At 44.7% G+C, this 15,184-nt stretch carries 11 protein-coding genes and 1 pseudogene; 3 read left to right on the top strand and 9 right to left on the bottom strand.

What is annotated here, in order from left to right; all coding sequences use genetic code 11:
* Nucleotides 1–257 precede the first annotated feature (257 nt).
* The 3 genes from FCL46_RS16885 (at nucleotide 258) to FCL46_RS16875 (ending at nucleotide 3,579) form a co-directional block, all read left to right on the top strand.
* Nucleotides 258–734, top strand: a complete 477-nt coding sequence (locus tag FCL46_RS16885) for a TRAP transporter small permease (RefSeq protein WP_136809895.1) — start codon at nucleotides 258–260, stop codon at nucleotides 732–734.
* Nucleotides 734–2,017 carry a TRAP transporter large permease gene (locus tag FCL46_RS16880; RefSeq protein ID WP_136809894.1) on the top strand — a complete coding sequence of 428 codons (1,284 nt, stop codon included), beginning with the start codon at nucleotides 734–736 and terminating at the stop codon, nucleotides 2,015–2,017. The genes FCL46_RS16885 and FCL46_RS16880 overlap by 1 nt, the downstream gene beginning before the upstream one ends.
* 398 nt (nucleotides 2,018–2,415) lie before the next feature.
* Entirely contained in the window at nucleotides 2,416–3,579 is a 1,164-nt protein-coding gene (locus tag FCL46_RS16875; protein WP_136809893.1) for a multidrug effflux MFS transporter, read from the top strand.
* Nucleotides 3,580–3,707: 128 nt separating this feature from the next.
* Here FCL46_RS16875 and FCL46_RS16870 read toward each other — a convergent pair whose 3' ends face one another.
* The 9 genes and pseudogenes from FCL46_RS16870 to FCL46_RS16835 all read right to left on the bottom strand — a co-directional run bounded on the left by FCL46_RS16870 (nucleotide 3,708) and on the right by FCL46_RS16835 (nucleotide 15,140).
* Nucleotides 3,708–4,736 (bottom strand): ethylbenzene dehydrogenase-related protein, encoded by a 1,029-nt coding sequence (locus tag FCL46_RS16870; RefSeq protein ID WP_136809892.1) that lies wholly within the window; start codon nucleotides 4,734–4,736, stop codon nucleotides 3,708–3,710.
* A gap of 157 nt (nucleotides 4,737–4,893) precedes the next feature.
* The gene (locus FCL46_RS16865; protein ID WP_136809891.1) at nucleotides 4,894–5,544 is read right to left on the bottom strand and encodes a response regulator; all 651 of its coding nucleotides are present in this window, start codon (nucleotides 5,542–5,544) and stop codon (nucleotides 4,894–4,896) included.
* Entirely contained in the window at nucleotides 5,537–6,925 is a 1,389-nt protein-coding gene (locus FCL46_RS16860) for a sensor histidine kinase (RefSeq protein WP_136809890.1), read from the bottom strand. The genes FCL46_RS16865 and FCL46_RS16860 overlap by 8 nt, the downstream gene beginning before the upstream one ends.
* Nucleotides 6,926–7,058: 133 nt before the next feature.
* Nucleotides 7,059–9,482: a choline trimethylamine-lyase gene (cutC, locus tag FCL46_RS16855; RefSeq protein ID WP_420811281.1), complete on the bottom strand. Its 2,424-nt coding sequence runs from the start codon at nucleotides 9,480–9,482 to the stop codon at nucleotides 7,059–7,061.
* Between the two features lie 582 nt (nucleotides 9,483–10,064).
* Complete coding sequence (locus FCL46_RS16850) at nucleotides 10,065–10,232, bottom strand: hypothetical protein (RefSeq protein WP_153307145.1); 168 nt, start codon at nucleotides 10,230–10,232, stop codon at nucleotides 10,065–10,067.
* A 483-nt stretch (nucleotides 10,233–10,715) separates the two neighbouring features.
* Nucleotides 10,716–10,811: pseudogene (locus tag FCL46_RS28300) on the bottom strand (IS200/IS605 family transposase); the annotation flags it as partial.
* 120 nt (nucleotides 10,812–10,931) lie between these two features.
* Nucleotides 10,932–11,585 carry a class I SAM-dependent methyltransferase gene (locus FCL46_RS16845; RefSeq protein WP_136809888.1) on the bottom strand — a complete coding sequence of 218 codons (654 nt, stop codon included), beginning with the start codon at nucleotides 11,583–11,585 and terminating at the stop codon, nucleotides 10,932–10,934.
* Between the two features lie 113 nt (nucleotides 11,586–11,698).
* The gene (locus FCL46_RS16840) at nucleotides 11,699–13,183 is read right to left on the bottom strand and encodes an aldehyde dehydrogenase family protein (RefSeq protein WP_136809887.1); all 1,485 of its coding nucleotides are present in this window, start codon (nucleotides 13,181–13,183) and stop codon (nucleotides 11,699–11,701) included.
* 25 nt (nucleotides 13,184–13,208) lie between these two features.
* Nucleotides 13,209–15,140 carry an aldehyde ferredoxin oxidoreductase family protein gene (locus tag FCL46_RS16835; RefSeq protein WP_167506035.1) on the bottom strand — a complete coding sequence of 644 codons (1,932 nt, stop codon included), beginning with the start codon at nucleotides 15,138–15,140 and terminating at the stop codon, nucleotides 13,209–13,211.
* Nucleotides 15,141–15,184: the final 44 nt, after the last annotated feature.

The raw sequence follows: 15,184 nt of genomic DNA, 5'->3' as shown, positions 1-15,184 counted from the left end.
CAGTCCCCGAAATGATGAGTTTTCTGTAAATCTTTACATGTCGTAAAGATTGTTCTGCAAATTTAGCGCACTGCGAGGCACGAATGAAGGAGCGTAGCAGCGCTATATGACTGATTAAGAAACGAAGTCAGTGTGCTAAAAGGGCAGGTAAGCGGAGCATAGCGAAGACTCCGAACAATATTCGATAGATAAAGGTTTATAGCTTATTGTTTTTATGATGGAAACTAACTGTTTTTCGGGAGAATAAGGAGGTTCAGGTGTTGTCTAAGTTTCGCTGGATCATCGAGCACTTTGAAGAAGTGCTCGGTGCATCCCTTTTGTGTTGCATGGCCTGTCTGGCTTTTGCCAATGTAATTACCCGATATGTGTTTCAGTACCCGCTTGCCTTTACCGAGGAGCTTGAAGTCAATTCTCTGGTATGGCTGACGATGTTTGGAACAGCCGCAGCATTCAGGCGGCGTTCCCATTTACGGATGCTGTTTTTCCTGGATAAATTTTCTCTGCCAGTCCAGAAAATATTTAATCTGTCAATCTCGGCCCTGAGTATCGGGCTCTTTGCTGCCCTTGGTTATCTCGGGTATATGCAGTTGCTCGATGAACGTCTGCTCGAAATCACCTCAGAGTCGTTAAATCTGCCACAATGGATTTACACGACATGTATCCCGATTGGCTGCGGCCTCGTTGTCATTCGTATTATTGAAGCGACAATCAAAGAGAACAGGAGGGCTGGCTGATGGGTATTGTCCTCTTTCTCGGATTTTTCCTTCTTCTGCTGCTCGGTGCTCCTATAGCCACTGCTATTGGTGTTCCAACCTTTTTCGTTATCTGGGCAGCTGATCTGGGCACACCGGTTATCGCGCCAAATTTCTTTGCGGGAGTTGCGAAATTTCCGCTGCTCGCGATTCCGCTTTTTATTTTGGCCGGATTCATTCTTGAACGTTGCGGTATCTCAAAGAGAATAATCCACTTCGCCAATCTTCTGGTTGGCAGGCGGCGGGGTGGGCTTGCAATTGTTGCTATCGGTGTCTGTGTATTTTTCGGTGGAGTATCCGGGTCCGGCCCTGCAGACTCTGCAGCTATCGGAGCAATATTAATCCCTGCAATGTATGCCCAGGGGTATAGCAGGGGCTATAGCGCCGCGCTCATTGCAGCAGCTGGTTCGACAGCCATTATCGTACCGCCAAGCATTGCTCTTATTATCTATGGGGCGATTACCAACACCTCAGTTCCTGCACTTTTTGCAGCAGGTGCTATCCCGGGATTTCTGGCCGGTATGTCACTGCTGATTCCGGCTATCTGGATAGCCAGGAAAAAGGGATATGGTTCTATTACTGATGACAGTGCTGAGAAGGAGTCGCTGTGGAAGGCGTTTACCGAGGCGTTCTGGGGGCTGCTCGCTCCGGTAATCATCCTTGGTGGTCTTTACGGAGGTATCTTCACACCCACCGAGGCGGCTGTTGTCGCAGTTTTTTACAGCCTGTTTCTCGGGTTTATCATCTACCGTAGCCTTACGCTGCGTACAGCCTATAATATTCTGGTTGAAGCAAGCGAGGCATCCGCCATAGTTATGCTGATTGTTGCCTTTGCCGGGCTCTTTTCCTGGGCTGGTTCGACAGTTGGTATTCTTGATACCCTTGCTGAAATGCTGATGGGAGTAAGTTCCAATGAATGGGTCGTTCTGGTTCTTATCCAGCTCCTGATCTTTATTGGCGGAATGTTGATTGATGCTATCTCAATCTTCTATATATTTCTGCCGATTTTCCTGCCGATTATGAGCCATTTCGGCTGGGATCCTGTCTGGTTCGGTGTGGTTATGACCCTGAACCTGGCAATTGGTCAGTTTACACCACCGGTTGCGGTGAATCTGTATGTTACAACACAGTTGGCCAATATCAGACTTGAGCAGACATTTATGGCTGTCTGGCCGATGGTGCTTGCCATGCTGGTTGCACTTGTTGTGGTTATTGCATTTCCGCAGCTGTCTCTCTTCATCCCTGCCTTTTTCAATCTTATGTGATACGTACGATGCTCTCACTGAAGATATATTCCTGCAACCCTTCTCCAAATATCAGGTAAATTGGAAACGCAAGGGCAATAGGGTCAGAGTGAAATGTCGATTGTTATATTTTTGCTCTGACCCTGTACGCGTTGATATTCAAAACCAGATAATTGGTATAGAAGGGACTAAAGATAGAAAAAATTCTTATCACTATTTCATAGACGTTGCGCGCTGACAGCGAAATGGCTACTATGCCATTTGAGGTTGATGCTGGTACTACCAGCAAACTATGAAGATCTGATGTTTCACCTATGGTTGTATTAGTCACAATCTTCAAGCTGTACTCTCTTAAAAAATATTCCCCCACATATGCTTTTCTTCCTGTAGAACTGTCTGTGGTGAAGTGCGTCCGCTTTATGAAAAAAATGATTGCTTTACTTGCCCTCCTTGCTGCCTTTCCTCCGCTTTCCACTGATATGTATCTGGCCGCTATTCCACTGCTGGTCAAGTCGTGGCAAATGCCTCTGGCAACAGTTAATCTGACCCTGATTGGTTTTTTTATTACCTATTGCGGATTCTTGCTGGTCTATGGGCCTATGTCTGATCGTTATGGCAGACGTCCTCCTTTACTTATAGGCCTCGGTCTTTATGTGATTGCCAGCTTGCTCTGCGCCGTTTCAGATAACGTGTACTATCTGATTATTGCCAGAGTGATGCAGGGTGCCGGGGCTGCCAGTGCCTCTTCAATTGCCTTTGCTATCTGTAAGGACACGTTTGAAGGTAACCTGCGTCAACGTATTTTCCTTCAGCTTGGCGTAATTGTAGCCGCTGCCCCGATGATAGCTCCTATTATCGGTGGCTGGATCATTGAGTCACATTCATGGCGTTGGGTATTCGTGCTTCAAGCTGTACTCGGCCTTGTTGCCGCGGTTGGTGTATGGATGATGAACGAGTCGCTGCAGGAGTTGAGTACAGAGCCGTTACGCAGGGTGTTCAGAAGTTATGGCCGGCTGGTTAGAAACACACCGTTCTTACTGCTTACCCTGGCTTTAGCCTGTATCGGGATTCCGTTTTTTGCCTTTATTGCTGTATCTTCAGATATCTATATCAGTATTTTGGGATATTCAGAACGAGAGTATGGATACTTCTTTGCCTGTAATGCTTCGGCATTTATGTTAGCGCCCCTGGTCTTTTCACGAATTGCCAGGAAGGTAAAACTTACACGTCTGCTTCCGATCAGTTATATCGGCGTGTTGTTGTCTGCTATACCAATGATATTCTCAACCATTCCGCAGCCATTAAGGTTGGCTGTACCAATGTGGTTCCTCACCTTCTTTTTCGCATTTGGAAGGCCGCCGGGCAACAACCTTTTACTCGAGCAGGTCGAGCAGGATGTAGGTGCTGCCTCATCGTTTATGGTTTTTGTCTTCTTTATGACTGGCGCATGCTCGATGTGGTTTATATCACTTGGCTGGAAGGATAGTATTCAGCTTATAGGTTTGCTGGGTGTTTGCTCGGCTACTGTCACTGCGCTCAGCTGGTTGGCAATCAATAAATTGTTTTCATTGAAAATGCCGTGATTGCTCTTTGGTGTCGACATGCAGGGGAGAGAAGGTAATTGCTGTAATTATTGTATTCCTAAAATAAAAAAGGCAGATCCCGTTTATCTAACGAGATCTGCCTGGTGATTAAAAACATTCAATTGATTTTATTTGAATTGCAATTGAAGTGTTTCAGTATGGAAAAGATGGTTGATCTGAGAGTTATCGAACACAGCAATACCAAATGGGTAACTCTTAGACATGTCGGTGAACTGAACATCCTGAGTATCTGCATTTTCACCTTCAGTTTTGAGTGATCGCATTACTTCGAGTGTCCACACACCGTCTTTATATTCATTCCGTGAAAGAATATCTGCACGACCGCCCATCATTGGTGCAATGCTGATACCGGGAACGACATCACCAGCTTTGAAGTTGTCAACAAATGGAACCTTTTTACTCGGAATGACGTAATACATTTCATCTGCGGTTGGGTTAAGATTCATGAATGCTGGTTTGGATTTGTCGGCGCTGTCGTTATTTGAGTAACCGCCTTTGCCGGTATCACCTTTTCTTCCCCACCCTGCATTCTTTTTTGGATCGGTGTTGTTGTCGACATATTGGTCATCCCACATTCCCATCGGTAAAGAGCGAACATATTTTGCGTGCCACATATCGATGGTCTGGTCTGCAGACTCTGTATATTTACGTCCGGCAGAGGTATCTCCAGGCTCATTGAGGTGACAGGCAATCATACAACCGTCTTCCTCGAATCCTTTTGTATTGATATTCCAAAACACTGCAAACTTATCTTCATAATAGGTATTGTCGTGTCCGGTATCGTCTTTATTGGAGAGTTTCTTCCAGCTTCCATCCGCCTGTTTTACCCAAGGGAAACGCTCAAGGCTTTTTGTTGGATCTTTGTAGGTAAATAGAAAGTAGACATAGTTGTCATCATAGAGGGATTTGATTGTGACGTCGGTAGCCTGCATTCCTTTGTAACCGTTATTCGGCTCATAAGGAAGCTCATCGACTTTTACAGTAATCCCTTTTGCACCATCCCAGGCCTTGTCTGCCATGCCATCAAGGACAATAGCTGAGCTTGCTCTGGTGCTGATGAGTGTCTGATCAGCTGCGATGGCTGAAGTGGCAAAAGCAACCATTCCTGCTACGGTAATAAGCCCTAAATTTTTCATGATCTTCTCCTGTCTGAGATTGACAAACCATTCTCGTAATTACTGTTGCATTATTATTGTAGGGGCTGGAAGGCAAGATCTCAAGATAAAGCTAACACACAAGGAGAGCATTTCTGTGAACTGGAGTTCACAAGTACATAGTTATAGTATTGATCATTTATGAAATATTTTTGGAAAGCATCGATAGGCAATCAATCATTTTATTGCCTTGAAGGGTTATGCCGTAAAATTTTTCTTTGTCGTGAGAGACCAGATGGTTCATTTTGAGGTTTTTAAGATGAAAATTTACCTTTGTGTGGTCACTGATTTTTAGGTGGCGGGTAATATCCATAAACTTCATCTTTCCTTTACTTGATAACAGCATCAGGATTTGTCTTCTTATCTGGTTTGACAGACAGGAAAGGGCATTATCAATACCTGGTGCTGCCAACTGCTGTTCGAATTTCAGCTCCTCAAGATTACGTCGAACAGTGACCAGGAGATCATCTCTTTTAAACGGTTTGGCCAGATAATCATCTACCCCGATTCTCATTGCGGAGACGGCATTTTCAACTGTCGAAAACGCAGTGATCATGACAATTTTCACTTGAGGGTGTTCTTTTTTCAGGATAGGAATAAATGCCATACCTCCCATTCCGGGCATCATGTTATCCACGATAGCCAAAGATGGGACGTGAGATTGAAATTCCAAAAGGGCAGCTTCAGCGTTCTCAAAAGAAATGACTCTGAAGCCATTAGCCTCAAGTATCTCTGAAATGGACTCACGGAGGTCCTGATCATCATCGATGACACAAATTGTTTCATTCATAATTTTCTGCCACTGGAAATGTAATGGTAACAACTGCACCGCCGTGCTCACTGCTGACCAGAGAAATATCCCCGCGATGCTGTTTTATTATGTTGTAGCACACAGACAGGCCGAGTCCCGTACCTTTGCCGATCTCCTTGGTAGTGAAAAAGGGATCAAATACCTGCATGATATGATCGGCGTCTATGCCATGACCGGTATCTGTTATCTCCACTATAACCTGATTTGAGCGCTGAAACGTTTCGATTTCTATAAAATCCCCCTCTTCACAGGCATCAATACTGTTCATCATAAGGTTGATAAATACCTCTTCAAGCTTGTATGGAATCCCCATGATATCAGGAGTTTTACTGAGTTGCAGGGTGATTATGGAACTCAGTTGCTGATTTTTTATCAGGTTATAGCTGCTCCTGATCACCTCGTTGATGTTTAAGGACTCACAAGATGTTTCTTTTTCTCTTGAGAAGTGAAGTAATTCCTTGGCAATGGTGGAAGCTCGCATGATGTTGCGGTCAATGGATTCTAATTTCCGATCGACTCTCTCTTCACCGCTAACCAAATCCTTTAACATTTCAAGATTCAGCGAGGCATTAGTGAGAGGATTATTGATTTCGTGCGCAATTCCTGCCGCCAGGATTCCCATTGATGTCAGTTTCTCTGACTGAGCAAAGCGCTGTAGTTGTTCATCGATGAGTTTTCTCTGTTCAAGACTGAACACCGAAAGAGCTTTTATGGTGAAGAACATAATCAGGAAGGCACAACCGCCTCTTAACATGATTATCTGGATATCAAATCCGGGAATGACATAATCGGAAGGGATGATCCCTGTGAAAACTGCATAGCAGATCATGAATACGCCAGCAAAAATAAAATTGGCTGCTACCTTTTTTGAGAAGGGCTTAACAGTCCGTGAATAAAAAATAAGGCCGATACCTGAGAGCAATCCACCCGGGAATGCTACCATTCGTCTGACGTTAATATCAGTTCCACCTTTAAGATCAATGGAGATGGCGAGTAGTATCAGTGCAGTTGCTGCAATTCCGATTATGATTTTTGCAACCTTTGGAGTGGTGTTGAGGGCTTGATCTCCCTGCAGGGATATTATGTTCAGGAAAATGCCAAAGAAGAGAAGGAAGAGAAAAGAGCTACTCACCAGCAGCAGACGAAATAGAGAAAAACCAGGGGAGATAACATCAGGGTAGAGTTGTTCCAGTAACTCAAGCCATTCGTGAAAACCGTGGATAATACCAAAGACTGCTACCAACCAGAGTATTCTTGCGATCCCAAGCTCACTCAGACGGGTGTCCCTTGAAAGGATAGCAACACCGATAGTGAAAAAAGCGAGACCGTATAGTTGGTAAAGTATGAAGTTCCAGATCATGCATTATCCCGAAGTGATGAATGTCTGTCTACTATAGTTACTCCTGTTGTATATGTGAAATATTATAAAATATTCCCTTGTTAAATGGATATATTTCCATTTAACAAGGGACATAATGCTATACGAAATGGGGTTAGTTCAACATTGTACGGCTGATGATCTCATCTTGTACGTCTTTGCACAGTTCAACAAAGAAGGCGCTGTAGCCGGCTACACGCATCATGAGGTCACGATATTCCTCTGGGTTCTCCTGGGCGAGTTTGAGGGTTTCGTTATCGATGTAGTTGAACTGCATCTGCGCATTTCCAAGAATTGAGGCCGTGCGAAGCAGTGCTATTAACCCATTTTCTCCTTCAGGAGTCTCCAGAGTTCCGTGCAGCAGTTTAAAGTTATGTGACATGCCGAGACTCATTGATTCAACATTGAGTTTACCAATCGATTTGATGATTGCGGTAGGTCCTTTAGTGTCGGCACCTTGTGATGGACTCATTCCATCTGACAGCGGAGTTCCGGATAGCCGACCGTTTGGAGTAGCACTGACCATTTCTCCAAGAGGAGTGTTGAACGATTGAGATAAGGTGCCATGGATCATTCGTGCATAGAGTGATTGGTGCTGATTAATCGTTTTTTCGGTGTAATCGATCACATCGGCGGCAATATGATCAGCGTAGTCATCATCATTGCCGAATTTGGGCGCATTGAGACATTCCCTTCGCATTTCTTCATAACCTTGCCAGTTAGCATCAAGAGCGTTCTTTATTTCCGTAAGAGTGTATTTCTTCTCATCGAAAACCAGCCTTTTTATGGCAGCCATACTGTCTGTATAGGTTCCCAGACCGGCAAAGATGGTACCCGGCCCTTCATAGAGCACCGCACCACCGGCGGTGACGTCTTTTCCGCTCTGCATGCAACCATCAACGAAGAGGGACATGTATGGCGTTGGAGTCATGTCTCTAACAAGGCGCTGGTTGATTACCGTTCCTTTTGCGGTGAGTTCCATGATGTAATCAAGCTGCTTTTTGACGGCTGCTGCAAACTCTTCGTAGGTCGAAAGGCTCTCCAGTTCTCCGGTATCTATTCCCTGTTTGCTGCCATATGACTTTAATACGCCGCGATTGAAAACAAATTCAATTGCGATGGGCCATTGGGTAAATCCACCTGCTGTCCACTGGTGAATTCGCCCTGATTTCTGTGGCTCAACACAACCCATAAGGCAGTAATCGCGGGCATCATCGAAATCGAATCCTTTACGCAGCATCATTTTGATGTGTGCATCGTCGAAGTGGCAGGCAGGCATGCCTCCGCCAGCCTTGACGACTTCCACAATCTTTTTCAGGTACTTTTGTGGGGATTGGTTATGAATTCGACAGGCAAGGGAAGGCTGATAAACACCAACTTTTCGGACAGCGTCCATTATCAGATAGGTCAGATCATTAGTACCATCACCACCTTCTCGCTTCAACCCGCCGACACACATGTTAATGAATGGCATATACCCTGCAAAATATTTTGCGGTACCTCCGGGTGTATACCAGACCATCTCTGAACACTTGATGATAAAACAGCTCATCAGTTCAAGGGCTTGGTCTTTATCGATAATGCCAGCTTGTATATCCGCTTCATAGAGAGGGAACAGGTATTGGTCGAGGCGTCCGAGGGATGTGCTACACTGATTTTCCTCTAACAGGAACAACGACTGGATAGTCCAGATAGCTTGCAGAGCTTCCTGGAAACTCTCTGGTGGGTTGGCCGGTACACGGACGTTGATTTTAGCAATCTTTATCAGTTCTGCTTTGCGATTGAGATCCTGTTCCCGGGCAGCGAGTTCCAACGCGAAATCACTAAGCCTGTTGGCATACGAGATGACACCTTCACAGGTTTTTATCGTGGCCTGATAGAAATTGATTTTATTTGTGTTCAGTGCATCATTTATTGCCAACTCTGTAAGATGAGCTTCTGCCTCAGCCTTGATGCCGCGTATTCCCTTTTTAAAGAGAATAATATCATAACCAGGGCTGGTATCTCCTCCTCCGCTCGTATGATGATAGGTTAAATCACTTACGCATGCTTCCGCGGAGAACTCCCATAGCCCTTCTTGACGAAAGATTTCTTCGCACGCTTCATCGAGAGACCTGCCTTCCCAAAACGGGAAGATTTTTTCACGCATGATCTTTTTGTCGTTATCGCTGACCTCATACGGGTCTTGAGATCGTGTTCCGATGGTGTCCAGTTCGTCACGAACCCATTTCCAGGCGATATCAGGCGAGAAGGAACCTGCACGAGGTTTCCCGCAGGGGTGACCTACAATGAGTTCCTCATTTTGTATCAGCAACGGTGCAGTTTCGCAGGCCCTTTTGAAACTCAATGCTCTTCTGACATTGTTGGCTAACTCAGGGTGTTGTTTTGTCACCTCGGTAAAAGCCAGAGCGCGACCAATGACAATGCTCGGTTTGACTTTCAGGTATGCTTCCTTGAGTCGCTGGATACGATTCGGGAGTTCTGATCTGGCATCACATCCTTTATTAACTGCTCCATCATCACCTGATTGATCGACAATTTCCATCGCTTAACTCCCTGTCATTCTATTAATAATAGTTGCGAAATGCGGATATCCCATTGTCGTTCCAATATCTGAACGATTTCCTGTACGGGCTATGACCGATCCGTCATGTAATACAGTCACTAATTATTAACAGCTTAAAGGGGTCCCCTTGGGGGAAGGTCAATGACTTTTGGAAGAAATGTTGGAAGAATTCTCGAAAAATAATTTAAGAATTACAACGTTGCGCTGTGGGGGCCAGCGATAGTCACTATCTGCTGGATTGTGAAAGAATCCGGTGAGCATTAATTTGTTGCAACAGGCTACGTTAATCTCGGTACTGGTGCTTTCTTTGATAGGCCAGTAGGCAATTGCGGCCATCATACTAAAGACAACACACGTCTATCAAACGCTATTGTACCTACCGCTCATATCGTATAGCCAGGCACCGCTGAAGTTGCCGAGCTGATGGTCCATAAGGACACTACCATATAAGAGAGTCATATAGCGGGTGCCAAACATTACTGCAAAAGACGTGTGATGGTGTGCAGGTTTTCTCAATCAACTCGTAACAGAAATTATATGTTGTTGAGCAGGATTCTATGATCTTCCTGAAAGTTTGTTGATACGCTCTACTCTTTGTTTGCGGTTCATTTCTTCTTTTTCACTATCCTCATTTTTTTTACTATTTTCAAAAAGTTTAATCGAAACATACACACCGAAAGCAAATGATGTCAGGACTAATAATATTCCAGTATTTATATCCATCTTTTCCACCTTATTTGAAAGTTATCTAAACGTAATGCCAGTTAACCCAAGATGTTAAGAGAGGTTTTTGTGTCACACACCACACATTGTGGTGCTATACAATATAATATTGAACACAATGAGAATATTTCAATGGAAAATGTTCTGATTCGAGAGAGAAAACTGTTGGGGAATGAAGGGCCTTGGGCTAGAACTGGTTATTTCGTAACAGTCGACGAAAGAATGATGCAGGTGGTGAAGGAGGTTTGCTGGGAGGTTCTCTGGTCAATGAAAAGAGAAATTTGAGTGAGCCTGGGAAGCTAGTTAAATTTTCGAGTCAAAGGGAATTATGTCTAAGGAGTGTTTTGTATGCGATGATAGCGGCTATAGGTGAGGAGTACTGTATTGTTTTAATGGAAATAAGTTAGACGAAACGGAACAGGTAAATCTGGGTATGTGTAGATCTGCTGGTGGAGACTATACAAGAGAATTGGGTAAATCTTCTTCACCGACAAGTATCTTGAATCTGTATTTTGGTACAAACACTATGTGATATTGGCAGTGCCAAATTGTTTGTGATAGTTTCTTAAAGCAACTCATTGCCAACTCCTTCTGCACTGTTGTGGGGACAACATCGTTGAAGTTGTAGTAATGAGTCGTTCACACGGCAAAACCTATGAGCTCTGGCCTTGGCCTGAGGCCAAGGATTTCCATGCTGAATTAAAGTTTGGTTAACTTCGTAATTACAAGCTTGTCTTTCAGGTTTAAAGGCCGCGATCCTTTGCTCAGCCCTAAAAGCGCGTTTACTTTTCCCAGTTTTACGTTGTCATACGGAGTTTGATAAAATTCGAAGAGCCAATTGTATAGCTCTTGATTATCCACAAATTCCCATTCAGTGTAAAAGACCTCCGTGCAAGCGATCTTGAATATGCTTGCATCAATAGCTTTAATAGCATTTTCGAGCACAGGTGTTTCATCATGAAAGACATTACAAATAATTGATATTTCGCTATCTACAGCAGGTTCAATAACTAAGATTTTACCGCTATCTTTTAGTACCCGTGCTGCCTCGCCCAGCGCCATGTCGCATTGTTGATGATGCAATGACAAGGTAAACAATACCATATCGAAAGAGGCATCATTGAATTCAAGAGTCTCGCCCGATCCTATTCTGAAATCAGCATTGGGGATGCGTTTTTTTGCAGTAGCAATTGCATTTGGATTAGGATCAATGGCAATCAATGATTCCGACTTTCCAATGAGTCCCTGAGTTATTCGACCATCACCACATCCTATCTCAAGCACTGCCTGGCTTTCAAGATTCGCGAAGTTGACGATTTTCTCAACTGTTAAATGACCTTTGTCATTAATCATTCGGGGAGCCTTATAATATTGTTTGGAGTGATATTCATTAACAAATTTTTAAATATTCCATGAATATTATGTCATAATCGAATTGATACTTTATTACAGCGTAACGAATTTTTTTATCCAAAAGAGACCCAGACCGATTTTTCTTTGGTGTATGAAGCGAGGGAGTGAATTGCCATTTCCTTTCCCCAGCCACTTTGCTTGAAGCCTCCGAAAGGGCTACTGAGTCCGTAGCAACCGTACCGGTTTATAAAGAGCATTCCGGCATTAATCTCTTCGGCAAGTCTATGCGCACGACTGATATTGCCTGTGTAGATTCCGGCAGCCAGGCCGTATATTGTGTTGTTTGCGAGAGCAATAGCTTCATCGTCAGATTGAAATCGTGTGCAGGTAAGTACAGGTCCGAAAATTTCTTCCTGAAAGATGCGACAACTCGCCTGAACATTAGAGAAAATGGTTGGTCGTATAAAAAAGCCTTTTTCGTTCGTACCGGAAATATCTGCATTGCCGCCTGCAACCAGTTCAGCCTCAGCTTTACCGATTTCGATATAACTCAATATTTTATCATATTGCGCCCTGTTACATTGTGCCCCTTGAGTGCTGGTCACTGCAAATGGATCACCGCAGCGTATTGCCGCGGCTTTTAAGGCCAGTGCTGATACAACACGGTCATAAATCGCATCCTGTATGAGGAAGCGGGTGGGTTCAGAACATTTTTCGCCTTTATGCGAAAACATAACTGTAAAGGCTCTGTCAATAGCTCCATCAAGGTCTGGAGTGTCTTCAAAAAAAATGCAGGGGGATTTCCCACCAAGTTCCAGCGTCACCGCTTTGAGATTAGATGCTCCCGAATTCTGAACCAGTTTTTTCCCAATCACTGTCGATCCGGTAAAGGATACTTTGTGCACATCATCACTTGTTGTAAGGCTATTTGCCGCCTCGCCATCTGTTATGAGGAGATTTATTACCCCCGGTGGAATATCCAGATGTTTATCAATGAGTTCAACAAGAAAGAGAGCGGTGAATGGGGTAAACTCAGAAGGTTTAATAATGATAGTATTGCCCATTGCCAGTGCTGGAGCAATTTTAAGAGCAGCCTGATAAAGAGGAAAATTCCAGGGTGCAATCAGACCGCAAACCCCGACAGGTTCGATAAGACTGTAGTTGAGATAACCACTTTCTACCGGGCTTGATATTCCATAATATTTATCAACCCAACCTGCATAGTAATCAAATATTTCAGCGCAGGTTGGGATATCATCAACACATGATTCCTTATACAATTTACCATTGGCCAGAGTTTCAAGTGCGGCAAGCATGTGCAGATTGCTCCGAATAAGATCAGCAATCTTATGAAGCAGATCTCCACGCTCGCCGCGACTTTTTTTTGACCAGATACCGGAGAAAAATGTTTCGTGGGCAATTGCGGCAGTCATTTCCACTTGTTCTTTTGATGCAAGCGGAAACGCCGTAAGTCGAGAGCCATCGGCTGGATTCCGTACTTCCCAATCCTGCCCATTTCCCTCAATCCATTCCCCGTTAATGTATTGTTTTATAGGGGAGTTCAGCCATTGTAAAGCCCACTTTTTCACATCTTCCATAACGGTATCCTTTTCAGGTTAAATTCTACATCCCGAGTTCTTCCGCTACCCATTCAATACCCAATCTTTCGTAGGTTTTTTTCGTAGGATTGCCACTTTCAGAATCCCATCCGGCTTGCAGATAATATTCGGTTATAGCTGCCTGAAGCTGTTCGCGGTCAATTTTCACACCATCGGTTGGACCACCTTTCAACCCTTTGGTAATGAACTTTTCCGGTACAGTGTCGAGTTTATAATCTGCTCCTTCTCTGGCATTAAACGCACGCATTAGATTGACACGACGTTCGCCAATAGTCAGGAGTTCTTCAATATCGAAATCTTCCCACCCTGAAGCAGCGCGCATCATTTTTACGGCATGGTCAGGCCCATACACATGCCAAGCTGGTCCCCAGACAAACTGGCACCAAGACATGGTGTCGTCAAAAGAGTAAAAATACTGGGTGCGCCGTGCGAAACGAACTTTTTCGGGGTTTAAACTCATATATGGCTGAGGAGTGGTTAGCCCTATAGATGTCAACCGATCTTCATATGGTTCATACCCACCCTCTTCATAAACAGGGTCATGTTCGTGGCTCTGATGATCGCATCCGAAAGGGTTCACGGCATATATTAACCCGCATGTGAGCTTAATATGAGGCATGTGTCCGGGCGTCTCTTGTTTTTTAGTGGTCGTCAGGTACTCATGACCTTTGCCCCAATGATCAGCCGCCCGCTCACTTCCCAGCGCAAGGATATCTCCAACGCCATCACGCTGTGCAATTTTTGTCACCATCTCAATCATCGCATCCGCATTGCCAAAGCGCAGGTCAATACCGTCAAGCTGGTCGACAGTCAGTAACCCCTCTTCAATACATTCCATCGCCCATGCAAGTGTGCCGCCTAACGAGAGTGTATCCATGCCATAGCGGTTACAGAGTTCGTTGCACTTGACTACTGCTGACAGGTCGTCGACTCCGCAGTAGGAACCAAAGCTCGCCAGACTTTCATATTCGGGCCCACCATACTGCGGATCAACCGTGTACTTACCTTCTTTAACCTCTACCACACGTTTGCATCTAACATTACAGCCGTAACAGGTAGCGCGACCTTCCTTATTTTGATTATCGCTTTCTCTGCCTTTGAGATAATCATTCCACAGTTGCATTCCGTTTATCGCGTTTGCACCTTCGAAGACCCCGCTGTTAAAGTTGCGTGTTGGCAGGGTACCGGTATCATGTTTGCCGATGAGAGAGGAAGGGGTGCCGTATTTCGCAAGCCCTCCAAGGCGGGGCAACAACTCTGCACTTTCTCTCGAAAGTGCCTTGATTGCTTCCTTGTCGAAAACCTCAGGACGCTGTTTGCCACGAACGCAGATAGCGCGAAGGTTTTTTGAACCCATGACTGCCCCCATACCGTTGCGGGCGTTGGCTCGTGATCGCATGGAGATAAGCGCAGCAAAACGAACCAGTTTTTCACCGGCTATGCCGCATTGCAAAACCATAGCCTTTGGTTCGCCAACCTCTTTTTGAATCTCGCTTTCAACTTCTCCTGTGTCTTTTCCCCAAAGATGAACTGCCTCGTGGAGCTTGGGAGTGCCGTTGATAATAGAAAGGTAGAGAGGGCGGTCAGCCTTGCCTTTGATGATAATTGCATCAAAACCGGAAAACTTCAGCTCTGCCGGGAAAAAACCACCGGATTGGCTGTCCCCGGCGAGTCCGGTCAATGGTGATTTTGCCGAAACAACAAGTCGGGAAAGACCCGGTGCGGCAATGCCTGTTGTAACACCTGTTGAGAAACAGAGCAGATTATCCGGCCCCAGTGGATCAACGCCACCTTTCATTTCTTTTAACAGGTAATACATGTTGAGAGCACTGCCCCCACCGTATTTCCTGTAGAAGTTTTCATCCTGATGCTCAACAGTCAATTTTTCGTTTGTCAGATCCACTCGTAGAATGTTTCCGGTATATCCGTAGCCCATATGTTTCTCCCTGGATAGATTTTTAGATAACGCGACAACTATAT

The organism is Desulfosediminicola flagellatus, assembly GCF_005116655.2.
Classification (GTDB): Bacteria; Desulfobacterota; Desulfobulbia; order Desulfobulbales; family Desulfocapsaceae; genus Desulfopila; species Desulfopila flagellata.
This window is presented reverse-complemented; position numbering and strand designations above follow the sequence as displayed.

Bases quoted from the DNA above. Each gene is read 5' to 3' on its own strand.
- FCL46_RS16880 (WP_136809894.1), top strand. From the start codon at position 734: ATGGGTATTGTCCTCTTTCTCGGATTTTTCCTTCTTCTGCTGCTCGGT.
- FCL46_RS16875 (WP_136809893.1), top strand. From the start codon at position 2,416: ATGAAAAAAATGATTGCTTTACTTGCCCTCCTTGCTGCCTTTCCTCCG.
- FCL46_RS16870 (WP_136809892.1), bottom strand. From the start codon at position 4,736: ATGAAAAATTTAGGGCTTATTACCGTAGCAGGAATGGTTGCTTTTGCC.
- FCL46_RS16865 (WP_136809891.1), bottom strand. From the start codon at position 5,544: ATGAATGAAACAATTTGTGTCATCGATGATGATCAGGACCTCCGTGAG.
- FCL46_RS16860 (WP_136809890.1), bottom strand. From the start codon at position 6,925: ATGATCTGGAACTTCATACTTTACCAACTATACGGTCTCGCTTTTTTC.
- FCL46_RS16850 (WP_153307145.1), bottom strand. From the start codon at position 10,232: ATGGATATAAATACTGGAATATTATTAGTCCTGACATCATTTGCTTTC.
- FCL46_RS16845 (WP_136809888.1), bottom strand. From the start codon at position 11,585: ATGATTAATGACAAAGGTCATTTAACAGTTGAGAAAATCGTCAACTTC.
- FCL46_RS16840 (WP_136809887.1), bottom strand. From the start codon at position 13,183: ATGGAAGATGTGAAAAAGTGGGCTTTACAATGGCTGAACTCCCCTATA.
- FCL46_RS16835 (WP_167506035.1), bottom strand. From the start codon at position 15,140: ATGGGCTACGGATATACCGGAAACATTCTACGAGTGGATCTGACAAAC.